Annotated in this window: 27 protein-coding genes; 13 read left to right on the top strand and 14 right to left on the bottom strand. The window is 62.1% G+C overall.

Going from position 1 to position 25,306, the window contains the following annotated elements:
* Nucleotides 1-3 precede the first annotated feature (3 nt).
* The 3 genes from SM763_RS04140 (at nt 4) to SM763_RS04130 (ending at nt 3,353) form a co-directional block, all read left to right on the top strand.
* Entirely contained in the window at nt 4-657 is a 654-nt protein-coding gene (locus SM763_RS04140; protein ID WP_368997674.1) for a protein-L-isoaspartate O-methyltransferase family protein, read from the top strand.
* Nucleotides 658-752: 95 nt separating this feature from the next.
* On the top strand, nt 753-2,171 hold the full coding sequence (locus SM763_RS04135) for a TolC family outer membrane protein (protein ID WP_274836013.1): 1,419 nt from the start codon (nt 753-755) through the stop codon (nt 2,169-2,171).
* Between the two features lie 114 nt (nt 2,172-2,285).
* Nucleotides 2,286-3,353, top strand: a complete 1,068-nt coding sequence (locus tag SM763_RS04130) for a hypothetical protein (protein WP_368997672.1) — start codon at nt 2,286-2,288, stop codon at nt 3,351-3,353.
* A gap of 194 nt (nt 3,354-3,547) precedes the next feature.
* Here SM763_RS04130 and SM763_RS04125 read toward each other — a convergent pair whose 3' ends face one another.
* Nucleotides 3,548-5,011, bottom strand: a complete 1,464-nt coding sequence (locus SM763_RS04125) for a cobyric acid synthase (protein WP_368997670.1) — start codon at nt 5,009-5,011, stop codon at nt 3,548-3,550.
* A gap of 261 nt (nt 5,012-5,272) precedes the next feature.
* Complete coding sequence (locus tag SM763_RS04120) at nt 5,273-5,590, bottom strand: DUF6280 family protein (RefSeq protein WP_065270891.1); 318 nt, start codon at nt 5,588-5,590, stop codon at nt 5,273-5,275.
* Between the two features lie 217 nt (nt 5,591-5,807).
* Between SM763_RS04120 and efp the strand changes: the two genes are divergently transcribed.
* Entirely contained in the window at nt 5,808-6,371 is a 564-nt protein-coding gene (efp, locus tag SM763_RS04115; RefSeq protein WP_065270890.1) for an elongation factor P, read from the top strand.
* Nucleotides 6,372-6,456: 85 nt separating this feature from the next.
* Here efp and SM763_RS04110 read toward each other — a convergent pair whose 3' ends face one another.
* Both SM763_RS04110 and ygfZ read right to left on the bottom strand, forming a co-directional pair.
* Nucleotides 6,457-6,990 carry an invasion associated locus B family protein gene (locus SM763_RS04110; protein ID WP_274832425.1) on the bottom strand — a complete coding sequence of 178 codons (534 nt, stop codon included), beginning with the start codon at nt 6,988-6,990 and terminating at the stop codon, nt 6,457-6,459.
* Nucleotides 6,991-7,089: 99 nt separating this feature from the next.
* Nucleotides 7,090-7,830 carry a CAF17-like 4Fe-4S cluster assembly/insertion protein YgfZ gene (gene ygfZ / locus SM763_RS04105; RefSeq protein WP_368997668.1) on the bottom strand — a complete coding sequence of 247 codons (741 nt, stop codon included), beginning with the start codon at nt 7,828-7,830 and terminating at the stop codon, nt 7,090-7,092.
* 99 nt (nt 7,831-7,929) lie between these two features.
* On the opposite strand from ygfZ, the gene SM763_RS04100 reads away from it, so the two are divergent.
* On the top strand, nt 7,930-8,610 hold the full coding sequence (locus SM763_RS04100) for a TIGR04283 family arsenosugar biosynthesis glycosyltransferase (protein ID WP_347508313.1): 681 nt from the start codon (nt 7,930-7,932) through the stop codon (nt 8,608-8,610).
* 12 nt (nt 8,611-8,622) lie between these two features.
* On the opposite strand, the gene SM763_RS04095 is transcribed toward SM763_RS04100, so the two are convergent.
* Entirely contained in the window at nt 8,623-10,479 is a 1,857-nt protein-coding gene (locus tag SM763_RS04095; protein WP_368997666.1) for an ABC transporter ATP-binding protein, read from the bottom strand.
* Nucleotides 10,480-10,724: 245 nt separating this feature from the next.
* On the opposite strand from SM763_RS04095, the gene SM763_RS04090 reads away from it, so the two are divergent.
* Nucleotides 10,725-11,948, top strand: a complete 1,224-nt coding sequence (locus SM763_RS04090) for a pyridoxal-phosphate-dependent aminotransferase family protein (protein ID WP_368997665.1) — start codon at nt 10,725-10,727, stop codon at nt 11,946-11,948.
* A 65-nt stretch (nt 11,949-12,013) separates the two neighbouring features.
* Here SM763_RS04090 and SM763_RS04085 read toward each other — a convergent pair whose 3' ends face one another.
* On the bottom strand, nt 12,014-12,217 hold the full coding sequence (locus SM763_RS04085; RefSeq protein WP_368997664.1) for a histidinol phosphate aminotransferase: 204 nt from the start codon (nt 12,215-12,217) through the stop codon (nt 12,014-12,016).
* Nucleotides 12,218-12,336: 119 nt separating this feature from the next.
* Nucleotides 12,337-13,446, bottom strand: a complete 1,110-nt coding sequence (locus SM763_RS04080; RefSeq protein ID WP_368997663.1) for a pyridoxal phosphate-dependent aminotransferase — start codon at nt 13,444-13,446, stop codon at nt 12,337-12,339.
* A gap of 137 nt (nt 13,447-13,583) precedes the next feature.
* On the opposite strand from SM763_RS04080, the gene SM763_RS04075 reads away from it, so the two are divergent.
* Both SM763_RS04075 and SM763_RS04070 read left to right on the top strand, forming a co-directional pair.
* Entirely contained in the window at nt 13,584-14,666 is a 1,083-nt protein-coding gene (locus SM763_RS04075) for an SMP-30/gluconolactonase/LRE family protein (protein WP_368997661.1), read from the top strand.
* Nucleotides 14,667-14,763: 97 nt separating this feature from the next.
* Complete coding sequence (locus tag SM763_RS04070) at nt 14,764-15,549, top strand: crotonase/enoyl-CoA hydratase family protein (RefSeq protein ID WP_368997660.1); 786 nt, start codon at nt 14,764-14,766, stop codon at nt 15,547-15,549.
* On the opposite strand, the gene SM763_RS04065 is transcribed toward SM763_RS04070, so the two are convergent.
* Entirely contained in the window at nt 15,539-16,519 is a 981-nt protein-coding gene (locus SM763_RS04065; protein WP_368997659.1) for an ornithine cyclodeaminase family protein, read from the bottom strand. The genes SM763_RS04070 and SM763_RS04065 overlap by 11 nt on opposite strands.
* Nucleotides 16,516-17,391 carry a PhzF family phenazine biosynthesis protein gene (locus SM763_RS04060; RefSeq protein ID WP_274838309.1) on the bottom strand — a complete coding sequence of 292 codons (876 nt, stop codon included), beginning with the start codon at nt 17,389-17,391 and terminating at the stop codon, nt 16,516-16,518. Before SM763_RS04060 ends, SM763_RS04065 begins: the two co-directional genes overlap by 4 nt.
* A gap of 31 nt (nt 17,392-17,422) precedes the next feature.
* Here SM763_RS04060 and SM763_RS04055 point away from each other — a divergent pair, with 31 nt between their 5' ends.
* Nucleotides 17,423-17,764 (top strand): ArsR/SmtB family transcription factor, encoded by a 342-nt coding sequence (locus tag SM763_RS04055; protein WP_368997658.1) that lies wholly within the window; start codon nt 17,423-17,425, stop codon nt 17,762-17,764.
* A gap of 86 nt (nt 17,765-17,850) precedes the next feature.
* Complete coding sequence (locus tag SM763_RS04050) at nt 17,851-19,149, top strand: ferredoxin reductase family protein (protein WP_368997656.1); 1,299 nt, start codon at nt 17,851-17,853, stop codon at nt 19,147-19,149.
* A 115-nt stretch (nt 19,150-19,264) separates the two neighbouring features.
* On the opposite strand, the gene SM763_RS04045 is transcribed toward SM763_RS04050, so the two are convergent.
* From SM763_RS04045 to secG, 5 genes are all read right to left on the bottom strand, one after another.
* Nucleotides 19,265-19,573, bottom strand: coding sequence for a DUF4389 domain-containing protein (locus tag SM763_RS04045; protein ID WP_368997655.1), 309 nt, complete (start codon nt 19,571-19,573; stop codon nt 19,265-19,267).
* Nucleotides 19,574-19,728: 155 nt separating this feature from the next.
* Entirely contained in the window at nt 19,729-20,631 is a 903-nt protein-coding gene (locus tag SM763_RS04040; RefSeq protein WP_274838306.1) for a fructose bisphosphate aldolase, read from the bottom strand.
* A 113-nt stretch (nt 20,632-20,744) separates the two neighbouring features.
* A complete protein-coding gene (locus tag SM763_RS04035; protein ID WP_274828281.1) occupies nt 20,745-21,077 on the bottom strand; it encodes a DnaJ family domain-containing protein in 333 nt (110 codons plus the stop codon).
* A 131-nt stretch (nt 21,078-21,208) separates the two neighbouring features.
* The gene (pyrG, locus tag SM763_RS04030) at nt 21,209-22,852 is read right to left on the bottom strand and encodes a CTP synthase (RefSeq protein WP_065270874.1); all 1,644 of its coding nucleotides are present in this window, start codon (nt 22,850-22,852) and stop codon (nt 21,209-21,211) included.
* Between the two features lie 161 nt (nt 22,853-23,013).
* Nucleotides 23,014-23,382: a preprotein translocase subunit SecG gene (secG, locus tag SM763_RS04025; RefSeq protein WP_065270873.1), complete on the bottom strand. Its 369-nt coding sequence runs from the start codon at nt 23,380-23,382 to the stop codon at nt 23,014-23,016.
* 215 nt (nt 23,383-23,597) lie between these two features.
* On the opposite strand from secG, the gene nthA reads away from it, so the two are divergent.
* The 3 genes from nthA to SM763_RS04010 are packed head-to-tail and all read left to right on the top strand — an operon-like array spanning nt 23,598 to nt 25,233.
* On the top strand, nt 23,598-24,218 hold the full coding sequence (gene nthA / locus SM763_RS04020) for a nitrile hydratase subunit alpha (RefSeq protein WP_368997835.1): 621 nt from the start codon (nt 23,598-23,600) through the stop codon (nt 24,216-24,218).
* Nucleotides 24,218-24,895: a nitrile hydratase subunit beta gene (gene nthB / locus SM763_RS04015; protein ID WP_368997653.1), complete on the top strand. Its 678-nt coding sequence runs from the start codon at nt 24,218-24,220 to the stop codon at nt 24,893-24,895. The genes nthA and nthB overlap by 1 nt, the downstream gene beginning before the upstream one ends.
* 2 nt (nt 24,896-24,897) lie before the next feature.
* Complete coding sequence (locus SM763_RS04010; RefSeq protein WP_065273524.1) at nt 24,898-25,233, top strand: nitrile hydratase accessory protein; 336 nt, start codon at nt 24,898-24,900, stop codon at nt 25,231-25,233.
* Nucleotides 25,234-25,306: the final 73 nt, after the last annotated feature.

Here is a 25,306-nt window from a genome sequence, read left to right as displayed (position 1 = left end):
CACATGACTGACTTCGCCGAACGTCGCCGCATGATGGTCGACACCCAGGTCCGCCCCTCGGATGTGACGAAATACCCGATTATCGAAGCGATGCTCGCGGTACCTCGCGAAAGCTTTGTGCCTGATGCACAACGTGAAGCCGCCTATGCGGATCAGAACATCGATCTTGGCGACAGCCGCGTCCTGCTGGAGCCGCGCACCCTGGCCAAGGTTCTGGATGCACTGGATATCCAGAATGATGAGCTGGTGCTCGATGTGGCTTGCGGGCTGGGTTATTCCACGGCTGTGGCTGCCCGCGTTGCCCAGATGGTGATCGGCGTCGAACAGGACGAGGACATGGGCCGCGATGCTCAGGATCAACTGGCCGAGGCCGGAGCTGACAATGCCATCGTGCACGTTGGTGCGTTGGCCGAAGGCGCAGCGGAACATGGTCCCTATGATGTGATCATGATCCAGGGTGGCGTCGAATATGTTCCTTCGGCGCTGCTCGAACAGCTGCGCGATGGTGGCCGGATCGCCGCGGTCTTCATGACCGGCGCGCTGGGAGAGGTGAAGATCGGCCATAAGACAGGCGGCCAGGTTTCCTGGCGCTTTGCATTCAACGCGGGCGCCCCGGTACTGCCGGGCTTTGAAAAGGTTCGCGAATTCGCACTATAACCCGCCGGGGCAGAATATTCCCGCGTCCCGGGCAGGGGGCGCGGGGTGAGGCAAACCAACCGCGGCTGGCGGCGCGGCAAACGATAAGGCAACCGATGCGAAAGAAATTCTCGGTCCGTTTTTTGAAAACGTTTGTATATGTCGGCGCAGTTGCAGCGGCGCTGGCCGCGCCAAAATCCGCGGTGGCGGACAACCTGTCGGACGCCATGATAGGCGCCTACAAAACCAGCGGATTGCTGGAGCAAAACAGGGCGCTGCTGCGCGCCACGGATGAAAGCGTCGCTGTTGCGGTTGCCCGTTTGCGCCCGATCGTTGATTTTGCGATGACCGCAAGCCACCGCTACAGCCGGGGCATCTCCACCTTCGGGTTCCGCGACCACGATACCAATGGGCTTGATGTCGGTGTCTCGATGGAATGGCTGCTTTATGACGGCGGCGCCTCGCGGCTGGGTCAGCTGGCGGCGCAGGAAACGGTTCTGGCCACCCGTCAAAGCCTGCTGGATATCGAACAGCAAGTTCTGTTTTCCGCCGTTCAGGCCTATGTGAACGTGCTGTTGCAGCAGGACACCGTGCGCCTGCGGGGCAACAACCTGCGTCTTCTGCGCGAAGAACTGCGCGCCGCTCAGGACCGGTTCGAGGTCGGCGAAGTGACCCGCACCGATGTCGCCCTCGCCGAAAGCCGTGTGGCAGCCGCGCAGGCCAGCCTCACCGAAAGCCAGGGCGATCTGCTGGAGGCCAAGGCGACCTATATCGAGGTGGTCGGCAACCCGATCAACGTAGTTGCAGGCCAACCGCCGCTGCCGCAGCGGGTTGCCTCCTTGCAGGCCGCTGAAAGCGTTGCGATGCGTAATCATCCCAGCCTTCTGGCGCGTCAGCATTCGGTGAAGGCAGCGCAGCATACTGCGGCCAGCACTGAAAAGAACCTTGGCCCCAGCGTGCGCCTGCGCGCCGATGCAGGCCATACCTATGATCTGAACGGCAACGGCGATTCGGATACCTCAGGTGTTAGCCTGACCCTGTCCCAGCGGCTTTACGCGGGCGGCGGGCTTGCCGCAGCGCGGCGGGCAGATATTGCCCGGCTGGATGCCGAAAAGGGCGCGCTGATCTCCACCCAAAGATCCGTGACCCAATCGGTGGCGGCGGCCTATGTGTCGCTTGAAGCAGCGCGGGCCAGCCTTGTGTCTTCGGTCGAGCGGGTGCGGGCGGCGCAGGTCGCATTCGAAGGGATCCGCGAAGAGGCCACGCTGGGCGCGCGCACGACACTGGATGTGCTGCAGGCTGAGCAGGAACTTCTGGGCGCGCAGACCGCGCGGGTGCAGGCGCGAGCCAATCAGGCGCTGGCGGCCTATCAGTTGTTGCAGGCGCAGGGCCTGCTCACAGCCGAGCATCTGGGGCTTGCCGTCGAGATCTATGATCCGACCCTGTATTATAATCTGGTCAAGGACGCTCCGGCCCATATCAGCAAGCGTAGCAAGGATCTGGACCGGGTGCTGAAGGCTCTGGGCCGCGACTGACGCGCGTTCTGGCGGCGGGTGCTGCCGGGAACAACTGAAAATTTACCCTAATTGTTGTGTGGCCGCCGTTCGGCGGCTACAGTTGTGTCACTGGCTAAAGTGGTGCTGATTATTATGTCCGAACCTGTGACACAGGCAGAAATCGAAGATGTCCTGTCCTCTATCCGTCGTCTCGTGAGTGAAGACGACAGAAAAGGGGCTGCCCGGGTCACCGGGTCTGCGGAGCCTGCGTCACCAGAGCCAGCCGAACCACGGTCCGAGAAGGCGGCGACGCGACTTGTGCTGACGCCTGCGCTACGGGTGTCAGAGGCCAAGCCAGAGGCGGCCGACCCTATCGATACCGCATATGCGCGGGAGGTACCCCCTGAGGTCACCAACATCAGCGCCAGTTCGATCCCGGGGGTGGAAGTCGATACAGACCTCGCCTCGGTGGCGACTGATGAGACAGACGCAGGGGCGGCGGGGCAGGCCGTTGAACCGGCAGAAGAAACACCGGCAGAGGAAGCCCAGAGCCCTTCCGATGAGGATGCCACTGATGCGGGGGAAGATGCGCCCTGGAAAGATCCCTGGGCGACCCTCTATCAAGCGGCGGGCGTAACCGGAGTTGAAGGCTTTCAGGATGCTTCTGATGAGGTAGAGGCGCAGTCTGAAGCCTCCCTCTCCGATGCAATGCTGGAAGAGACTGACCCAGCTGACCGGGTGTTCGCCGTTGTGCAGAAAATTACGGAGCTGGAAGCCAAGGTTGCGCGCTCCGAAGGGCAATGGGAGCCAGACGGCAGGTCCAGCGACCCCTATGCAGGCACCAACGTTGAAACGCTGCAGTGGCAGGATCATCACGAAGAGGATCTGTCTTCTGAGGAGACCGCTGAACAGCATGAAGAAGTTGTGTCCTGGTCTGACAGCGTGACTGCAGAAGCTGCTGGTGAAGATGCCGACTTTGGGACCGAAGCTGATTTTGTTGACCCAGCACGCGGCATTGCCGAAGAGGCCATCACAGCCGAGACGCTGGACGCGCTGACCGAAGAGGACAGCTATCTGGACGAAGACAGCCTGCGCGAGTTGGTGGCCGAGATTGTTCGCGAAGAATTGCAGGGCGCGCTTGGTGAGCGCATCACCCGCAACGTCCGTAAACTGGTGCGCCGGGAAATCCACCGGGCGCTGGCCGCACAAGACCTGCTCTGACCTCCTGCGCTACGGCATTAGGTGGCATTGGTTGCCTCCTGAGTTACGGTCATGTCCCGTGTAAGTGGCGCGCAAGCCGAACATCAGGGCAGAGCGCTCCCGCCCGGATCGGGCATTTTTCAAATCCCCTCTCCCGTTGGGCCGGGCGCCACGCTGCGCGCGGCGCGGTCGCGCTCTGGCGCGGGTTGCTGCGCCTATGTGCGGGCGCTGACGGGCTGTGACAGCTGAAGCAGTTGATCAAGATCCATGTAGCGCTCCAGATGCGTCGCAAGGTCATCCAGAGCGGCATCGACGCCATCCTCGTAGGAGGTGCGGCTTTCGTGCCCCAGACCGGCCAGAAAGGCAGCACGGAAGGCGTCAGAACTGAACAACCCATGCAGATATGAACCGCGCACGCGTCCATCCGGAGAGGCGGCGCCCTCGGCCCGGCCAACGACGCTGAGCCAGGCGCGGTCTGTATCGGGGCCACTGGTGCGTCCCATGTGGATCTCGTAGCCAGAGACCGGCAGGTTGCCCTCCCGCGTGGTGGCCTCGGTCAGGGTCACGCGCTTGTCGCCCACCATGGTTGTATGCACGTCCAGCAGGCCAAGCCCGGCGACCTTGCCGGGGCGGCCGTCGACGCCCTCCGGATCATCGATGGTTTGGCCAAGCATCTGATAGCCGCCACAAAGACCCAGAACATGACCTCCGCGCCGGTGGTGGGCAAGGATGTCGATGTCCCAGCCTTGCGCACGCAGGAAGGCGAGATCGCCGATGGTGGATTTGCTGCCGGGGATCAGCACCAGATCCGCATCGCCGGGCAGGGCGCGCCCGGGCGGCACGATTTCAACCGTCACATCCGGTTCGGCGGCCAGCGGATCCAGATCATCGAAATTCGCCATCCGCTCCAGCTGTGGCACCACCACCTTGCAGGCGCCGCCCGCGCGGGAGGCGATGTCCATCATATCCTCGGCTGGCAGTTTCCAGGCGTCCCAGAACCAGGGAACAACGCCCAGCGATGGCCAGCCGGTGCGGGCCACGATGTCATCGCGCCCGCCGTCAAACAGGCTCAGATCGCCGCGGAACCGGTTCACCGCAAAGCCGACGATGCGTTCCAGATCCGCGGGCTCCAGCACTGCCTTGGTACCGACGATCTGCGCGATGACGCCGCCGCGGTGAATGTCACCCACCAGCACCACCGGCACCTCTGCCGCGCAGGCAAAACCCATATTGGCGATGTCGCGCGGACGCAGGTTGGTTTCCGCCGGAGAACCGGCCCCTTCGATCAGCACCAGATCAGCGTCAGTGGCCAGCCGGTAATAGCTGTCCAATACAGCCTCGAGCAGCCCCGATTTATCGCGCATGAAGGATCCGGCGCCCTGGGTTCCGCGCCGTTTTCCCTGAACGATGATCTGCGCACCAGTATCGGTTTCGGGCTTCAGCAGCACCGGGTTCATATCCGTATGCGGCACGCGCATGGCAGCGCGGGCTTGCAGCGCCTGCGCGCGGCCAATTTCGCCACCTTCGGGGGTGACAGCCGCGTTGTTCGACATGTTCTGCGGTTTGAACGGCGCCACCCGCAGGCCGCGCCGCGTATAGGCGCGCGCCAGCCCCGCAACCAGAAGCGATTTTCCGACATTGCTGCCGGTGCCTTGGATCATCAGTGCCCGTGCCGTCATGCGCTTGCCCCACCGCTAACACTCGTTCGCGCAGACAGTTGCAATGCGGGCGGGCGCAGGTCAACAGCAATCGAAAGCATGGCCTGTTTGGATGGTGGGGCAGGGGCCTGCTGAGGTGACGCTGCGATGTTGTGGTGGTGTACAGGGGGGCGAGCGGGGTGCACAGGAGGTGTACGGAAAGCGCAGGCGAAAAAAGCGGAGCGACAAAAGAAAAACGCGCCCCCCAGGACGCGCTTTTCTGTGTCTCAATGGCAGCTTAGATCAGGCAGCTTCGGCCTGTGCAGCATTGCGGCGCTCGCTTTCTTCACGCGACAGTGCGACCGAAGTCCGCACGCCACGACCGACGAATTCCATCAGCCCTTCGACCACGCGCTCGTTCGGGTCGATCCCGGCGCAGGAAAGGACTTCACGGCCATCGCGAGAGCGCGCCCACCGCGCGATCTGCTCGGGGCCGTTCCCGTATTTCTTGTCGTCAGCGATGGCGTCGTCCAATGCGGCCAGCACCACGGCGGCAAAAAGTTTGCGTGCGCGGTTGCCTTGCTCGTTATTGTAAGCGGTGCCGTCAACGAAATCTCGCATCCCGTTTCCTTTGTTGTTCTTGCTATTGCAATTTCGGCGTGGCGCTCCTTATGACGGAACTATGACGATTCGGATAGCCCGTAGATGCATAGCTTTCATGCGATTTGTGCATAGCTTGCCGGGGGTGCCCACGAGATATCGTTGTCTTGCCAGCCGAGTCCACGCCAGATATAGGGGCAGTTAAGAGTTCATCAACCACCCGAGAGGGATTTTTCCGATGCCCAAGATCAACGGTAACGAAATCCGCCCTGGCAATGTTCTGGAGCACAACGACGGTCTGTGGGCCGCTGTGAAGGTCGATCACGTCAAACCCGGCAAGGGCGGCGCCTTTGCTCAGGTCGAACTGCGCAACCTGCGTAACGGCTCCAAGCTGAACGAGCGGTTCCGCAGCGCCGACAAGGTCGAACGTGTGCGCCTTGAGCAGAAAGACCAGCAATTCCTGTATGAAAACGACGGCATGCTCGTGTTCATGGACACCGAGACTTATGAGCAGATCGAACTGCCCGCCGATCTGCTGGGTGATCGTCGCCCGTTCCTGCAGGATGGCATGACCATCGTTGTCGAGTTCTACGAGTCCGAAGCTCTGAACGCCACCGTGCCGCAGAAGGTCACCTGCAAGATCGTCGAAACCGAGCCGGTTGTAAAAGGCCAGACGGCTGCGAATTCTTTCAAGCCCGCGATCCTGGATAATGGTGTCAAAGTCATGGTGCCGCCCTTCGTCGGTCAGGACGAGATGATCGTGGTGAACACCGAAACCATGGAATACTCCGAGCGCGCCTGATCCGGCCTGCTGCATTGACGCTATAATGCCCCGCGCAGTCCTGCGCGGGGCTTTCTTTTGCATAACGTCTTTGCGTTCTTTGCGGTCAGTCGAGCGACAGGCTGAAGCCGCAGACATCCATCATCTTGCCATAGGCTGCCGTGAACCCGGCGAGAGAGGCGTGGAAGATGGTGCGTCCGCCCGCCTCGATCACCATGCTGCTGCCCTTTTTCATGGCCTTCAGGACCGGCCGGTTGTTGGGCAGGTTAATCGCGGCCTCGGCGTGCGCAAGACCTTCATTCGTGAGCGTGACGAAGGCGGCGCCGGAAAAGATGGTGCCGGTGTCGACGCGGAACTGTATGACCTGACCGTCCTGCATCTGCGTGGTGTAATGGCGCGGCGCGGTTTCGCTGATCACCGGGTATGGATAGAAATCCGGCGGACCGACATCGCCGTCCGACACCTCAAGGCGCAGTACCGGGTCGCCATCGCCGCCGGTTGAGGCCGCACAGGTGCGGCGCAGGTCTTCGCCAGTGTCGATCTGTTCGCTCCAAACGCGCCAGTCCTTGTATTCCCAGTAATCGGCTGCACCTGCCTGCAAGGGCAGGCTGGTCAGGGCCAGCAGAAAAATCGCACGCATTTGAGTAATCCCTCAGTGATACCGTCGCCGCCATAACATGCCGACGTCTGAGTAACTAAACCCAACAGGTTAAATGAGGCTTGCGTGTTATAGGGCCGCCTACTCGGACCAGGAGAGCCGGGCCTCGCCCGCCTGCAAGTCTTTGTCCCTGGCACGGTCATAGCGCAGATAGGCAATCGCCTTGCCACCGCTTTGCGTGAAAAGGGTGCCTGCGGCCTTGTCTCCGGCGGTAATATCGGTGCCCACGGGGGCAGACCCTTCGATTTCCACGATCTGCAGCCCCTTACGCAGCTCGGTCTTGTGTTTCATCCGGGCGGTCACCTCTTGCCCGACATAGCAGCCTTTGCGGAAATCGACCCCGTTCAGCGACTCGAACCCGGCCTCAAGGATATAGCTGTCCGGCGTCAGTTCGACGCCGCTTTCGGGTATGCAATGGGCGATGCGCAGCGCATCCCAGTCGCTGCCGTCATCGCCGCTCTCGGCGCCATAAAGGCGCCAGCCCATATCCGGGTGGCGCGGATCGGCAAAGGCGCCTTCGGGGGCGGGGCCGGTGCCTCGGCGCACCTCCAGATCTGTGACCTCGATCTGAACATCGGCACGCAGGCGGTACATCGACAGGCGTTTCATCAGCCCTTCGGCCAGATCCGCGTCGACATCCAGCAGAACGTCCGCGCCGTCAGGGGCCAGAAAGAAATCAGCCAAATATTTGCCCTGCGGCGTCAGCATTGCGGCATAGACCAGCACGTTCTGGTCCAGTTTTGCGACATCGTTGGTGACCAGCCCCTGTAGGAAGTCACGGGTGTCGGGGCCGGACAGGCGAAGAATTGTGCGGGCACTCATGTCTGTTCTCCAGTTGATGGGGGCGGATCAGCAGATCACCATGTTCTTGTTTCAGCAAGTGATATAGAAATCACAGCCGAGTTGAACAGGAAACTGCCCATGCCCGCTCCGATCAGTATCGTGATCCCGACACTCAATTCCGAGGCGGAACTGCCCGGCTGCCTTGAGGCGCTGATGGAGGGGTTGGCCTCAGGACTGATCCGGGAGTTGGTGATCTCGGATGGCGGATCGCAGGATCACACGGCCACCATTGCCGAAGAGGTCGGTGCCGAACTGCTGAGCGGCGCGCCGTCGCGGGGCGGACAGCTGCGCCGGGGCTGCGAAGCGGCACAAGGCGACTGGCTGCTGATCCTGCACGCCGATACCCGACTGTCCGCGGGCTGGAGCGATGCGGTGTCCCGCCATCTGGAGCAGGGCGAAGGCAGGCCGGGGTATTTCCGCCTGGCGTTCCGGGCCCGGGGGCTGCGTCCCGCGCTGGTGGCAGGCTGGGCGAACCTGCGGGCGCGTCTGTTTGGTCTGCCCTACGGCGATCAGGGGCTGCTTGTGCGCCGCAGCGATTATGAGGCAATGGGCGGCTACCCCGATCAGCCATTGATGGAGGATGTTGCCCTGTCGCTGCGTCTGAAGGGGCTTGTCGAGATCCCGGTTCAGGCGCAGACCTCGGCCGCGCGATACGAGCGCGACGGCTGGCTGCGGCGTGGCGCCCGCAATCTCTGGACGCTCACGCGCTATGCCCTTGGCGTCAGCCCAGAGCGGCTGGCGCGGGCCTATCGCAAATAACCCTCTGTTTCTTTACCGGAAGACCCGGCGCCAGACACGCCGGAACAGACCGGATTGATCCGCAGACTGCTGCGCCGCCAGAGGCTGCGCCATATTGAGGTCTTCGCGTTCTACCAGCGTCTTGCCGTCCTGGAATTGCAGGCGATAGAGATCGGCGTAGATCCCACCGCGCTCCAGCAGCTCGGCATGGGTGCCCTGATCCATCACCTCGCCGCGCTCCATCACCACGATCTTGTCCGCGTTGCGGATGGTGGACAGGCGGTGGGCGATGACCAGCGTGGTGCGCCCGCCCGACAGCCGGTCCAGCGCCTGCTGCACGACCTTTTCCGATTGCGCGTCCAGCGCCGAGGTTGCCTCGTCCAGCAGCAGCACTGGCGTGTCGCGTAGCAGGGCGCGCGCGATCACCACCCGCTGCCGCTGTCCCCCCGACAAGGCAGAGCCGCGCGGGCCAACAAGCGTCTCAAGACCATTGGCCAGCTTGGGCAGGAAGTCGGACACATGGGCGGCGTCCAAGACTTCTTTCAAGCGCGCCTCGCTGACATCCGTGCGTCCCAGAAGGATGTTTTCCCGCAGGGTTTCATCAAACAGCAGCGCCTCTTGTGAGACCACCGAGAATAGGCCGCGCAGGTCCTCGAAGGCGAGATCGCCCACCGGGGTGCCGCCAATGGTGACCAGTCCGGATTGCGGATCGACCAGCCTTGTCAGAAGGTTGAAAATGGTGGATTTACCGGCGCCCGAGGCCCCGACAAGCGCCGTGGTCTTGCCCGGCTCGGCGATCAGCGACAGATCCTTCAGGATCGTGGTGTCGCCATAGTTCAGGGTGACGTGATCCAGACGCACCTCGGGAAGGCCCTTTGGCGCGGCCACGGGTTTCACCGGTGGCAGTAGCTTGATAGGTGCGTCCAGCAGTTCCTTGATGCGCTCCATCGCGGCGGCGGCGCTTTGCCAGGTGCCACTGATGGAGGCGAGGCGGCGCATCGGGTCAAAGGCCAGACCGATAGCGGTGAAGAAGCTCATGAACTGGCCGACGGTTTTTTCGCCGCTAATGATTTCCTGCCCGCCATAAAGAACCACGCCCATGACACCGAGACCGGCCATGATATCGATCATGCCGGTGATCGAGGCGGTGCCAAAAGAGGCACGCACTTCGGAGCGCACGAATTGGTCCATATGGGTGCTGAACCGGCGCGCCTGATACTGTTCCAGGCTGTTCAGCTTGATCGGCACGATGCCGTGGAAAATCTCGTCCAGCCGCGTCGCCAACGAAGCACCAAGATCGCGCGCGGTGGCGGCTTTCTTGCGGACATAGCGTTGCAGCGCCGAGATCGGCAGCAACAACAGGGGCAGGCCGATCAGCATGATCGCGGTCCAGCGCCAGTCGACGCTGATGGCAACGCCAAGGACGGCCACCATCTGTGCCATGTCGCGCCCCGCACCGGTGATCAGCGCCTGCCAGACCTGATTGATCGCCATGACGTCGCTTTGAACGCGCTGGATCAGGAAGCCCGGCGGGTGCACCTGGTGAAAGGCCGGATCCTGACGGATCAGCCGGTCCAGCATGTCCTTGCGCATATGCGCAGCCGAAGTCTGCGAGATCTTCGACAGGATGACCTTCTGGCAGACGCTGGCGACACCGCGCAGGGAAAAGATGATAAGAAAGGCCAGGCTGACCCAGAACAGGGCGTCGGAATTTCCGGCGACAAAGACCAGATCGAACATCGGCTGCATCATGTAGCTGAGCGCACCAACAGTGCCGCCTTCGATCAGCATAAAGACCACCGCAAGGCCCAGCAGGCCCATGTAATGGCGCAGATAACCGCGCCACAGCCAGATGATCAGCTCTTTCGAGGAGGTGTGTTTGCGGGTCATGCAGGACGGTTCCGGCTGGTGTATTTGCAGGATGTGCGGGTCATGCGGCGCTTTCTGTTTTTGACCCGGGCCATTTAAGCAGCTGAGGCTTTAGGCGCAAGCTTTGCGCCATGCCCGGTTGATGGGCAGTCCCGTTGCACTGCACCCATTGTGGAATTGACCTTCCTCTGCCGCATTGTACTGTACCGGAAATTTGAGCGCGAACCGGCCCCAGGCCCAGGGTTCCATTGCAGGGAAGATCAAAAATGAGCGGGACATTAAACCTATCGGCAGGGCGATCCTATCTGGCGATCCCGGGACCTTCGGTGATTCCGGATCAGGTGCTGCAGGCGATGCACCGTCCGTCACCCAATATCTACGCGGGTGAGCTGGTGGATATGACCGCGACACTGATCCCGGATCTACGCCGGGTGGCGCGCACGAAGCATCACGCGGCGATCTACATTTGCAACGGTCATGGCGCCTGGGAGGCTGCCCTTTCGAATGTGCTGCAGCCGGGGGACAAGGTGCTGGTCCCGTCCTCGGGGCGGTTTGCTATCGGTTGGTCGGAAATGGCTGAGGGGCTGGGCATTGACGTGGAGGTCATCGACTTTGGCAACCATGCGCCCTGGGATCTGGCCCGTGTGGCCGAGCGGCTGAAGGCGGATACCAGCCATCAGATCAAGGCGGTGCTGGGGGTGCATGTCGATACCTCCAGTTCGATCCGTAACGAGGTACCCGGCCTGCGCGCGGTTCTGGATGCGGAGCAGCACCCGGCGCTGTTGATGGCCGATTGCATCGCCTCGCTGGGCTGTGACCGGTTCGAGATGGACGACTGGGGCGTCGATGTCATGGTCACAGGCAGCCAGAAGGGGTTGATGGTCCCGGCCGGGCTGGCCTTCGTGTTCTTCAACGACAAGGCCGCCGGGGTGCGCGCCGCGATGCCGCGGGTCAGCCGCTACTGGGACTGGACCCCGCGCGCCAACCCGGAAGAGTTCTACCAGTATTTCGGCGGTACCGCGCCGACCCATCATCTTTTTGGGCTGCGGGCCTCGCTCGACATGATCCACGCCGAAGGGATCGAAAACGTCTGGGCACGGCATGCGCAGCTGGCCCGTGCGATCTGGGCGGCGTGTGAGGCCTGGGGGCAGGACGGCCCCATGGCAATGAACGTGACCGATCCGGCGCTGCGTTCTCATGCGGTAACGGCGCTGCGTCTGGGCGGATCCCGCGCGACCGAGTTGCGGGAGTGGCTGGAGCAGACTCTGGGGCTGACATTGGGGATCGGTCTTGGCATGGCGCCACCGCGCAGCCCGGAATGGCACGGGTTCTTCCGGCTGGGCCATATGGGCCACCTGAACGGTCACATGGTCATGGGGCTTCTGGGCGGTATCGAGGCGGGCCTGCGCGCCCTTGATATTCACCATGGCGCCGGGGCGCTGGATGCGGCGGCTGCAGTTCTGTCCGAAGCCGGGCAAAAGGCGTCCTGAGAGGGCGTGAGCCAAAACAGTTGATCAGACGGGGTCTTGTCCCCGTCTGAGGTCAGGCTCGCGTTTCAGGTTCTCATCTCGAGGCGCGTGATCATGTGGTTGATCAGCGCGGCCAGTAGCAACACGGGCACCATGCCGTAGAGCAGCCAGAGGGTGAAAAAGATCCACGGCATGTTGATGACGGCAAAACGCAGGGTGGTTTCCAGCAGATCCGGTGTCTGCGCCGCCGCCTGATGCGGCTGTTTCCGTGCGGTCTTGTCCTGTTGCATGATGCAGTTCCCCAAACGCGATGTGACGTGGTTCGGGGCAAGACTGACACAATTCAGTGAATGCGGCGTAAAGCGCCCTGCGGCCGGTCGGTCGCAGGGTTTTGGTCGATACCCTTTACTCAGGCTTGTCGGGCGCGCTCCAGCGCGATGGGCAGGGCCTTGGCAAAGGCATCCAGGTCCTGGGGCCGACCACAGCTGACACGGATGCAGCGGTTTTGCGGCGCGGCGAAGGGCATGCGTACAAAAACGCCCTGATCCACCAGGCCGTCCAGTACCGCCTTGGCAAAGGCTCCGTCCTGTCCGCAATCAATAGCAACGAAATTGGTGGCCGAGGGCAGGGCAGTCAGGCCGTTCTCACTGGCGATCTCTCCAATGCGGGTCCGGGCCACTGCGATTTCATTCGTCACATGCGCAAGCCAGTCCTGATCCCGCAGCGCCGCCAATGCGCCCGCCTGCGCCATGCGGTTCATGCCGAAATGGTTGCGCACCTTGTTGAAGGCCGAAATCAGATCCGCCTGCGCCATGGCATAGCCAACGCGGGCGCCCGCCATGCCATAGGCCTTGGAAAAGGTGCGCATGCGGATGACGCGGGTATCGTTGATGTCGATCGGCGCTGCGGTGCCTTCGGGCGCGCATTCCACATAGGCTTCGTCCAGCAACAGCAGGCAGCCATCGGGCAGGTGATCCAGTGCGGCAACGATATCGGCGCCGCTGTGCCAGCTGCCCATCGGGTTGTCGGGGTTGGCAAGGTAGACCAGCTTGGCATCGACCTCCGCAGCCTTGGCAAACAGGGCCTCGGGATCTTCGTGGTCGTCGCGATAGGGGACCGTGTGCAGTGTGCCGCCAAAGCCCGCGACGTGGTAATTAAATGTCGGATAGGCGCCCAGCGATGTCACTACGTGATCGCCGCTGGTCACCAGCATGCGTACCAGATAGCCAAGCAGCCCGTCGATGCCTTCGCCGACCAGAATATTCTCAGGCGCGACGCCGTGGAACGTCGCGAGTTCCATGCGCAGATCATAGCTTTGCGCGTCGCCGTATTTCCAAATCTCGCCCGCTTCGGCCTGCATCGCGGCGATCGCCTTGGGCGAGGGGCCAAAGATGTTCTCATTGGCGCCAAGGCGGGCGGCAAAGGGCGCGCCGCGCTCACGCTCCTGCGTTTCGGGGCCAACAAAGGGCACGGTTGCAGGCAGGGACTGGGTAAGCGGGGTATAACGAGGTGTGGTCATGCGGGCAGATAACGTGAACCGGCCCGCCGCATCAAGTGGGCATGGCGGCAGCGAATGTCGCAGGTTCTGCGGGTGGCTAGCCTTGCAGAGGGCGCCTGGGCAGCGCAGACTGGCGCCAGTTTTGGGAGAATTTAACGATGCGCATTTTTCTGGGCGTGCTGGCGCTGGGGCTGGCCTACCTTCTGTTCTGGCCGGTACCGGTCGAACCTGTGTCCTATGACCCGCCCAAGGGGCCGGGTTTTACCGGAGAGTTTGAGGAAAACACCGCCCTTGAGGGCGCGCAAAAGGTGGTCCTGCCCAATGGCGCCATCGGTCCCGAAGATCTGGCGGTGATGCCGGATGGGACGGTCTACACCACCGATCTGGACGGGAACCTTTATCGCATTGATGGCGACCAACCCGAATTGGTGGAGGCGCTGGGCGGGCGGCCGCTGGGGCTGAAGGCCGGGCCGGATGGCGCGCTTTATATCGCCGACAGTTTCCGTGGCATCATGCGCTGGAACGGCCCCGGCACGCTGGAAACCCTGGTGAGCGAGATTGACGGTGCCCCGGTGATCTATGCCAACCAATTGGATGTGGCGCGCGATGGCACGATCTATTTCTCCAATTCCTCGGACCGGTTTGATCCGGAGACCATGGGCGGCACCAAACCCACCTCGGTGCTGACCGTCTGGGAACAGTCCGACACGGGCTACGTGGCCCGCCGCACCCCCGATGGCACGGTTGAGAAAATCGCCACCGGGTTTGTCTATACCAACGGTGTTGCCCTGTCGCCGGATGAGGATTTCCTGCTGATCAACGAAACGGGCCGCGCCCGGGTGCATCGGTTGTGGTTGACCGGTCCCAACGCCGGGCAGCAGGAACTGTTTCTCGGCAACTTGCCGGGCTATCCGGATAACCTTGAGGCGCAGGGCGATGGCACCTTCTGGCTGGCCTTTGCAAGCCCGCGCGTGCCGTCCGAAGTGCTGATGCCCTATCCCTTCCTGCGCAAGGTGCTGTGGCGGCTGGGACCGAAGGTGCGCCCGGCGCCGATCCATCGCGGCATGATCATGCAGTTCGATGCGGATGGTAACATTCTACGCACCCTGCAGGATCCTGCGGGCGGGCTGGGGATCACCACTGGCGGGCGCATTGTCGGCGACCGGCTTTATGTGATGACGCTGGACAGTGACAGTTTCGCGCGGCTGCCGGTGGCGGATCTGCCGCCGATCCTGCGCTAGGCCGGTTCGTCCCGATCCAATCTGCCCCGGCGTTAGTCTGGATCGCGGCGGCGTTGCGGTGCAGTCTGGCGCAAACCGAAAGCAGGAGGAACCGCAGATGGCACGGGTATCCGTCGAGTACAAAGACCACATCGCCCATGTGACGCTGACGCGCGGGGACAAGATGAACGCGCTGGACGATGAGATGATCAAGGGGATCATCGCCGCTGGGCACGAGGTCGCCGCCTCCAAGGCGCGGGCCGTGGTGCTGGCGGGGGAGGGTAAGGCGTTTTGCGCCGGGCTTGACCTGATGAGCTTTGCCAAGATGGGGCAGATGGATCCCGAAGAATGGCTGATGGCCCGCAGCTTTGACGATGCAAACGAGGTGCAGGAGGTTGCGATGGCCTGGCGCCGGGTACCGGTGCCGGTGATCGCGGCCGTGCAGGGCGTCTGCTTTGGCGGCGGTTTGCAACTGGCGCTGGGCGCGGATATCCGCATCGCTGCGCCGGATGCGCGGTTTTCGGTGATGGAGATGAAATGGGGCATCGTCCCCGATATGGGCGGCATGGCGCTGTTGCCCCGGCTGTTGCGCTCGGACGTGCTGCGACGCCTGACCTATACCGCCGAAGTGTTCGAGGCTCCGCAGGCGTTGGACTGGGGGCTGGTGACCGAAGTGTCCGACGATCCCCTTGCCTCTGCGCAGGCGCTGGCGGCAGAGATCGCAGGCAAGAACCCCGAAGGCATCCGCGCGGCCAAACGGCTGATCGGTGTGGCCGAAACCGCCGATCAGGCCGCAGTGCTGATGGAGGAAAGCCGCGAGCAAGTGACCCTGATCGGCACGCCCAACCAGATGGAGGCCATTGCAGCGCAGATGCAGAAACGCCCGCCGCAGTTCAAGGACTGATAGGCGCGCCCTGAGGCGGCAACGGCGCCTTGTGCAACAGCTTGGGCCAGATGGCATTGACCGCGGTGAGATCCTGAACCCCGAGCCCGGACAGGCAGGCGATGCTTGTCCGCTCAGGGTTTTCGGAGATGCCCGCCTCCAGCGCCGCACCGACTTCGGTCAGATCTGTCGCGGCCATCAGTCCGGATCGGATCGCACGGTGCGGCGCGCCAAAAGCCAGGCCTGACGCGCGCGCATCGACAAAGACCTGCGCCTGCGACAGGGCCACGGGATCAATTTCGCATTTGGTTTCGTCGTCTGATCCGACCGAAGTGATATGTTGGCCGGGGCTGAGCCAATCGGCATGGATCAGCGGCTGTTTTGCTCCGGTGGCGGTCAGGATCACATCGGAGGACCGGACGGCCTGTTCCAGATCATCGGCGACCTCAAACTGCACCCCAGCAAATTGTGCCTGCAACTTATCCACCAGCGCCTGCGCCTTGGCCCGCACCCGCCCCCAGACCTGAACCGAGGTCACGGGACGTACCAAAAGCAGCGCCTCAACCTGCAGCCGCGCCTGCGTGCCGGTGCCGATGACGACGGCGTGTTGCGCCCGGTCGGCGACCAGAAGATCGGCCACGACCGCGCCAGCGGCGGCGGTCCGGTAATCCGAGATCAGATGATCATCTTGCAGGATAGCAACTGGCCTGCAGGTCTGGCTGTCGAACACCGCGATCATTCCGCTCGACGGTGGTGCGCCGATGTTGGCGAGATCCTGCGACCATCCCGCCATCTTGACCGTAAAAATGCGGCAGCCTGCAAGCGTCGCGGATTTCACATGAATGTCTGCGCCCGGTGATGGGTAGAGCACCTGCACAGGCGCTGTTGCCGTCCCTTCGGACAGCGCGCGAAAGGCCTGTTTCGCGGAGGGGATCAGATCCGCGACAGACATATGGGGACGAATATCCTCTGCGGTGTAGATCGGGATCATGGCGCGCTGATCTCTCCGGTTCCGACAAAGGCAACCTCGCCCGCAACGGTGACATGGTTGATGGCATCAGGGGTGCCATAGGGGGTCACGAGCAGGGCGCTGGGCCGTCCGATGTAGTGGCCTTGCGTCAGGGTAAAGGTGTGGTCCGCCTGCGCCAGTCCGTGTTTCAATGCATAGGCGCCGATGACACCAGCGGCACTGCCGGTGGCGACGTCCTCAAGCAGACCGTCGTTGTTCCAGTGGCGGCCTTCGAAGGTTTCCGTGTCGAAAAGATAGGCGAATTCGGCGCCAACGGTCCGCAGCCTGTCCTCAAGATCGGGAACCATGATCCGGGCCTCACGTAGTCCGCCGGTCACGGGGACCACAAGGTACTTCAACCCGGTCGATATGATCTCAAGCGGCAGGGGCGACAGGTCACCAGTGGACAGGTTGAAGGCTTCGGCGAAGGCGGTGCGGCTGTTGTTCGGCGCGGTGCCCAGGAAATCGGGCTGTCCCTGATCCAGCGTTCCGAAATAGCGTCCGGCGCGGGACATGGTGGTCACGCGCACTGTTCGGCCGCCCTGCAGGGTGAAGGTCCAGGTTTTTTGCCCGGGCGCCCCGCATTGCATATGAAGGCTACAGGCCGCTCCGATGATCGGATGGCCAGCAAAAGGCAGTTCCTCGCTCAGGTCAAAGACCCGCGCTTCGATCCGGCCTTCGGTTTCCGTCAGGAAGATGGATTCGAAATGGCGCAGCTCTTGCGTCATGGTCAGCATCTGTGCGGCGCTGAGGCCCGCACTATCGGGAAAAACTGCAAGACTGTTGCCGGAGTAGGGGCGGGATGCGAAGACATCACAATGGACAAAGTTGTAAGAGCGGTTGCGCTGTGACATGACTGACCTGCATAGCGGAGAATCTATATAGATGATTGACTATACTTATGCCGATTTGCTGTCAACGGCCACCGCATTGAAGGCGCTGGCCAATGAGAACCGGCTGCAAATTCTGCACTGGCTCAGCGATCCGGAGCGGCATTTTCCGCCACAGGAGGATGGTGATCTGGTCAGGGACGGGGTCTGTGTAGGGTTCATCACCGAGAAGATCGGGCTGCGACAGCCGACGGTGACGAACCATATGCGCGTCCTGCAAGAGACCGGGCTGGTGACCAGCAAGAAAATCAAGAACTGGGTGTTTTACAAACTGGTCCGCAGCCGGGCCGATGCCATCTTGGCCGACGCCGCCCACCTGTGGGAAGAACCGGAATAGGCCACAAGCCACAAGGGCAGTGATCGCACTGCGGGATATTGAGACGGATCAAGGACGCCGACAGGGAAACCGATCAGACAAGGCCTATGAAATCGCTATTTCTCATACTGCTTTACGTTGCTGTGGTCATATCGCCGCTTGTGGTCTCTGCGATCTTCGGGGGACCGCCGCGCTCTTTCGGGGCTGAACTTGGTACCGGGCTGGGGATGCTCGCCTATGCCATGATCCTGGCCGAATTCGTCTTGTCTGGCCGGTTCAGGCGGGTGTCGTCCGAGATCGGTATGGATGTGACCATGCGGTTTCATCAGGTCATGGCGCGGGTGGCGCTGGTGTTTGCGCTGCTGCATCCGTTTTTCTACGGCGGCAGCCTTGTCGGCGGGCAACGGCCTTGGGATCAGACGCGGGTTTTGACCGTGACGACCGATTTTTCCGCCCTGTCGACCGGGATTGTCGCCTTCCTGCTGCTGCCCACACTGGTGGCGTTGGCTGCCTTTCGCACGCAGCTGGATTACAAGTACGAGACCTGGCGCCTGATGCACGGGGTTGGCGCGGTGCTGATCGCCGGTGCCTTGCTGCATCATGCCCTGGCGGCGGGGCGCTACAGCGCTGACCCTGCCATGGTCTGGCTCTGGGGTGGGATGACCGCCGTGGCGGTGGGGTCGCTGGTCTGGGTCTATGTGGTTGAGCCGCTGCGGGCGCGGCCCTGGCGGGTGGCCAAGATCAAACGCCTGACGCCCCGGCAATGGGGCCTGACCTTAAGGCCGGAAGGGCACGATGGGCTGAGCTACAAGGCCGGGCAGTTTGCCTGGCTGAACATTGGTCACTCGGCCTTCTCGCTTGATGAAAACCCCTTCTCGATCAGCTCCGCCCCGGCTGCGGGGGCAGAGGTGTCATTCGTGATCAAGGAGCTTGGCGATTTCACCGGCTCTCTGGATCAGGTGAAGCCGGGTATGCGCGCCTATCTGGATGGTCCCTATGGCAGCATGTCCGTGGAGGGGCGGTCAGAGCCAGGGATCGCAATGATCGCGGGCGGCGTTGGTATCGCACCGATGCTGAGCATTCTGAACCAGATGCGCCTGACCGGGGATTCGCGCCGGGTCCGGCTGATCTATGGCAACCGCCTTGAAGAGCAGATCGTGTTCCGGGAGGACCTGCCGCGCGAGGATACGATTCTGGTACTGTCAGAGCCACCTGTGGGCTGGCAGGGGGAGACCGGGATGATCGGCCCAGACCTGTTGGATGGGAGTTTCACGGATGATGAGTTTGCAGAGTGGCTGTTCGTTCTCTGCGGGCCGCCGATCATGATGGATACGGTCGAGGATCACCTGATCGCACGTGGCGTCTCATCCGGCCGAATCCTGTCAGAAAGGTTCGACTATGGCTGAGTTCCTGCGAAACCGACCAATGCGGCGCCGGGTGGCTCTGGCGATCCGGGCGGTGGTCAGTGTGACCCTGTTGGCGCTGCTGGTCTTTGTCCTGCGATAGGGTGGAATGCCCTTGTCAGTCCAGATCCGTCCAGGGCCAGGGTTTGACCTTGCTGGCGGCGGTCTGATAGTGCGCCGCCTTTGCGACCCAGATGCCAAGGTCCGTGCCGAACTCCGCCAGCCGTTCGTTTGGCTGCTTGTTGTTGAGCAACATCACCACGAACTGAATGACAGTCACCACGCCCAGCACCGTCTGCGCCAGTGAGATCAGGACGGCGATGATCAGCATGTAGATCAGCCGTGTCAGCAGGCCATCCTCGCCCTCGGGTTCAAATTGTTCGCCGTGCAGACGGCCATCAATCTTGTCGTCGTCACTCTGTGCCATCGTAAATCCCGCTGGATGGTTCCTGCTGCAAATCATCACGCCCGTGGCTGTTGCCCGGAGCTGCAATACTAGAAACAGGATTTCACATCCGGGACAAAAGGAAAAGGCCGTGCCTGATATCAGACGCGGCCCGGATCTTTTGCTGTTAGCGCGCCTTACAGCGACGCGTCATAGATCTTGGAAATATTCGCGCCAAGGGCGGCATTATACTCCGCATCGCTCATCGACACGTTCAGACCTTCGGTCAGCGCGCGGCTGAAGGAGGCGATCATCTTGGGGTTCTGGGACAGTTTCGCGCAGGCATCGTCGGTGCTGTAGCCGCCGGAGAGGGCAACAACGCGCACCACCTCGGGGTGGTCGGCCAGATCATCATAAAGACCGGCTTCATTCGGGATGGTCAGCTTCAGCGCAACCTTGGTGCCGCTCGGCAGGGCGTCGAGCGCGGCTTTCAGCTCGGTCTTCAGGATGGCTTCGGCTTCGGCCTTGGTCGCGGAGTGGATATCGACCTCGGGCTCGATGATCGGAACCAGTCCGGCGGCGGCGATCTGCTTGCCCACTTCGAACTGCTGGGCGACCACATTCTTGATGCCGGTCTCGTTGGCTTCCTTGATGACCGAGCGCATCTTGGTGCCGAAGATCCCCGCTGCCACGGCCCGCGCCAGAAGCGCGTCCAGATCAGGCATCGGTTTCATCATCTGGGCGCCGTCCTGTTCGTCGGCCAGACCCTTGTCCACCTTCAGAAAGGGCACTACGCCGCATTTTTCCCACAGGTAGGTGGGGACCTGAATGCCATCAATTGCATTGTCCATCGTCTTTTCGAACAGGATCGCGCCAAGGATCTTGTCGCTGTTGAAATCCGGCGCGGTGATGATCCGGGCGCGCATTTTCTGGATCTCGCCAAACATCTCATCATCGTTCGAATAGGCGTCTTCCATCACACCATAAAGCGCCAGCGCCTTGGGGGTGGAGCCGCCCGACTGATCCAATGCGGCGATGAAGCCCTTGCCCTTTGCAATACGGTCAAACTGTTCCTGCTTGGTGGACGTCTCTTGCGCCATGGGTCGGGATCTCCGCGAATATCTGTTGGACTATTTCCAACCGTCTATACCGTGCCCGTGAACAGAAACAACTGGCCTGTCATACGGTTGCGCTAACAGTGTGAGCGATTGCGCTAACGGAAGAAGGATTTACGCGCATCCCGCGCCATGCCCCAGCGCAGTTCCAGATCCGCGATACGGGCCATGGCTGCGCGGCGCTCCTCTGCATCGGTCAGTGTGGCATATTCCGCCCGGGCTGCGTCGAGTTCTTTCTTGAGCGTGAATTCTTCGGGAACCGCGCCTGCCTCGGCCATCACCCGCAATCCCGCCGCTAAACCGGGATCAACCAGTTCCTGTCCGGTGCGGTCGGGGAGGGGTTTGCCTTCGCCCTCAAGCCCAGAGAGCTGCCCCCGGGCATTGGCCGAGCGGATCTGATCTTCGATGAGTTTGCGAAAGGCCCGTATCATGAGTGGCAGAATGGGGTGGGCCGCAGCCAGTTGCAAGAACGGTATAGTGTCGCGGCGACAGTGCAGGGTGAAATGCAAAACGGCAGACGTTTAGGTCTGCCGTTTGCTGAATTTGGTTTGTCACTCTGGTTTTACACCAGACGCGAGGTTTCCTTGGCCGCGCGCACGAAGTCCTTGAACAGGGGATGCGGCGCAAAGGGTTTGGATTTCAGTTCCGGATGGAACTGCACGCCGATGAACCAGGGATGGTCGGACCATTCGACGATTTCCGGCAGGCGGCCATCCGGGGACATGCCGGAGAATTTCAGCCCGCAGGCCTCCAGCTGGTCCTTGTATTTGATGTCCACCTCATAGCGGTGGCGATGACGTTCCTCGATGTGGGTGCTGCCATAGACTTCGGCCACTTTGGAGCCTTCGGCCAGCGTGGCATCATAGGCGCCCAGACGCATGGTGCCACCCTTGTCGTCATCGGCCTTGCGGCTGACCTTGTGGTTGCCCTGTACCCATTCCTTGAGGTGGTAGACGACGGGTTCAAACCGTTTCTTGCCTGCCTCGTGGTCGAATTCCTCAGAACCGGCCTCGGTGATCCCGGCCACGTTGCGGGCGGCTTCGATCACCGCCATTTGCATGCCAAGGCAGATCCCCAGATATGGAACATTGTGCTCGCGGGCGTATTGCGCTGCCTTGATCTTGCCTTCGGTGCCGCGTTCGCCAAATCCGCCGGGTACCAGAATCGCGTGGAACCCCTGCAGATGCGGCGTGGCGTCCTCACGGTCGAACAGTTCGGCGTCGACCCACTCGATCTTGACCTTGACGCGGTTGGCCATGCCGCCGTGGGTCAGGGCCTCGGCGATGGACTTATAAGCGTCTTCCAGCTGGGTGTACTTGCCCACGATGGCGACCTTCACTTCGCCTTCGGGGTTGTAGATGCGGTCGGCCACATCGTCCCAGCGCATCAGATTGGGTTTGGGGGCCGGGGCAATGCCGAAGGCATCCAGAACCGCCTGATCCATGCCCTCGCGGTGGTAGGCCAGCGGCGCCTCGTAGATGGATTTCAGATCCTGCGCGGCGATGACGCTGTCGGGGCGCACGTTGCAGAACAAGGCGAGCTTCTCGCGCTCTTTCTTCGGAATCGGGCCTTCTGAGCGGCAGACCAGAATGTCAGGCGCCAGACCGATGGAGCGCAGTTCCTTCACCGAGTGCTGGGTTGGCTTGGTTTTTAGCTCGCCAGAGGCCTTGATATAGGGCAGCAGGGTCAGATGCATGAAGATACACTGACCGCGCGGTTTGTCCTGGCTGAACTGACGGATTGCTTCGAAGAAGGGCAGGCCTTCGATGTCGCCCACGGTGCCGCCGATCTCACAAAGCATGAAATCGACCTCGTCTTCGCCGATCGAGATGAAGTCCTTGATCTCGTTGGTGACGTGCGGGATCACCTGAATAGTCTTGCCGAGGTAGTCGCCACGGCGCTCCTTCTCCAGCACGTTGGTGTAGATGCGGCCCGATGAAATCGAGTCGGTCTTGCGCGCCGGTACGCCAGTGAACCGCTCGTAGTGACCAAGGTCGAGGTCGGTTTCTGCGCCATCGTCGGTGACGAAGACCTCGCCGTGTTCAAAGGGGCTCATCGTGCCGGGATCGACGTTCAGATACGGATCCAGCTTGCGCAGGCGAACGGAGTAGCCGCGTGCCTGCAACAATGCGCCAAGGGCTGCAGATGCCAGCCCTTTGCCAAGCGATGAAACAACGCCACCAGTGATAAAGATAAATCGCGCCATGAGTGTTCGGCTGCCCCCGTGAGAAGTCAGATTTCAGCTGCCCGGCGGCCTGTAAAAACCGCAGCATCACGGGACTTTACGTATAAAGGATTCGCGCAATAAGCGCAAGGGAACCGCAAGATGCTGTTACGGTCCCCATTTTATTTTCTAGCTGTAGTAGGTTAGTCGGCGCTGGGTACCAGCGGTGCGTTGTCGCCTTCTGCCGGAGGCAGCAGGTCGCTGCCAAGGGGCGCCGCCGGTGCCGTCTCTGCGCCGTCGTCGCCAGCGGGTGCAACGATGCGGTCAGCAACCGAAGAACCTGCGGATTTCTGGGCCGCCAGAACGGTCAGAGTGATCGAGGTGACGATAAAGGCCGCTGCGAGGATCCAGGTAACTTTGCTCAGCGCCGTCGCTGCAGCGCGGCCGGTCATTGCGCCGCCACCGCCACCGCCGCCCATGCCAAGGCCGCCGCCTTCGGACCGTTGCAGCAGAACGACAGCAATCAGGCCCAGAGCCAGAAGAAGATGGATGATCAGTACAACGTTTTCCATGGGTCCCTGCGGCGGTTGGCTCAGTATCGGGCGGTAAATAGGGAAGAATGCAGACAGGGGCAAGGGCCGAGTTGGCCGGGCCGCATTCTGTCGCGCCCGAATGTGTCAAATGAAACAGAACCGGACGCGGGAAGCGCCCTGTTTTCGCGCCCTTCTGCGGAATTTCCGGTATTTGTGACTGGACAGAATTGGCGCCCGGGGGGCACTGTTTGACCATGCCACATGATCATTCCGCCCACCCGCATGCTTTGCTGCCGCCCGATCCCGCCCTGCGGGTCAAGGCGCTTGAAACGATTCTGACCCGCAAGGGGCTGATCGACCCGGCTGCACTCGATGAGATCATCGACACCTATCAGACCAAGGTGGGCCCGCAGAATGGCGCCCGCGTGGTCGCCCGCGCCTGGAGCGATCCCGCCTTCAAGGCAGCGCTTCTGGCGGATGCGGACCCGGTGTTGTCCGAACTCGGCTATTATGGCCGTCAGGGAGAACACATGGTGGTGGTCGAAAACACACCCGAGCAACATAATATGGTCGTCTGCACCCTGTGCAGTTGCTATCCGTGGCCGCTATTGGGAATCCCGCCGGGCTGGTATAAATCGGATGCCTACCGCGCCCGCGCCGTGCGGGCGCCGCGTGCGGTGCTCTCTGAATTTGGCGTGACTCTGCCTGAAGGCACCCGGGTGCGGGTCTGGGATTCCACCGCCGAGGTCCGTTATCTGGTCCTTCCAATGCGTCCCGAGGGCAGTGAAGGACTGGACGAAGATGCGCTTGCTGCGCTTGTGACCCGCGACAGCATGGTGGGCACCGGCCTGCCGAAAACGCCTGGGGCGCCCTGATGACCCGACTGCATGATATGGGAGGACGCTTTGGCGACGGACCAGTACGGCCGGAGGGGGCGAATGCGCCGGTGTTTGCGGCAGAGTGGCATGCCCGCGCATTGGCGGTGACGCTGGCCTGTGGCGCCCTTGGGCAGTGGAACATCGATACCTCCCGCCATGCCCGCGAAAAACTGGCGCCGCTCGATTACACCCGGTTTTCCTACTATGAAATCTGGCTTGCCGCGCTCGCGGATCTTCTGGTCCAGAAGGGGGTCCTTAGCGAGGATGATCTGGCCGGGCAGGGAGGGGATGGCCCACACCCGCTGGCCGATCGAAAACTTTCTGCCGACGCCGTGGCCGCGATGCTGGCCAAGGGCGGTCCCGCTACCCGCACCGGCGGGCCGGAGCCGGTTTTCAGCGAAGGCCAGAGCGTGCGCACGCGCCATCCCGGTGGCAGCAGGTTGGTCGATGGCGGCCACACACGGCTGCCTGCCTATGCCACCGGCGCGACGGGCCGCATTCTACGCCTGCAAGGAACCCACGTGCTGCCAGACAGCGCTGCGCACGGTCTGGGTGAGGCGCCGGAGCCACTTTATACGGTCGTTTTCCCGGCGGGGGAATTGTGGAGCCATCCGGAAGACCCGGCGGATGAGGTGGTTTTGGACCTGTGGCAAAGCTATCTGGAGGCTGTATGACCATGAACATATGTCGTCCTGATGATGCCCCGGAACCGGCGTTTGAGCAGCCCTGGCACGCGCAGGCCTTTGCGCTGACGGTGCATCTCAATGAAAGCGGTCGTTTCACCTGGGCCGACTGGGTTTCGCGGTTCTCGGCCACCCTGGCCCGGCATGGCGTGTCGCGAGACCTCAACGGCGGCGATGACTACTTCACCGCCTGGCTTGAAACCCTGGAGGCGATTCTAGCAGAGGACGGCGTCGCCCCCGCCGAGGAGGTCGAAACCACCCGCGAAGGGTGGAAACAGGCCTATCTGGAAACTCCGCATGGGCATCCGGTGGTCCTGCAGGACGGATAACACGGGGTAACCGGCAAGAATCACGGCGCCGACCCGCTGCTGCGGCGAATTTGCGGTTTTACTGGGCCTGCGG

Source organism: Pseudophaeobacter sp. C1-32P7, assembly GCF_041008775.1.
Taxonomy (GTDB): domain Bacteria; phylum Pseudomonadota; class Alphaproteobacteria; order Rhodobacterales; family Rhodobacteraceae; genus Phycobacter; species Phycobacter gallaeciensis_A.
Note: the sequence above shows the minus strand (reverse complement) of the source record. Positions and strands in the feature narration are given on the sequence as shown.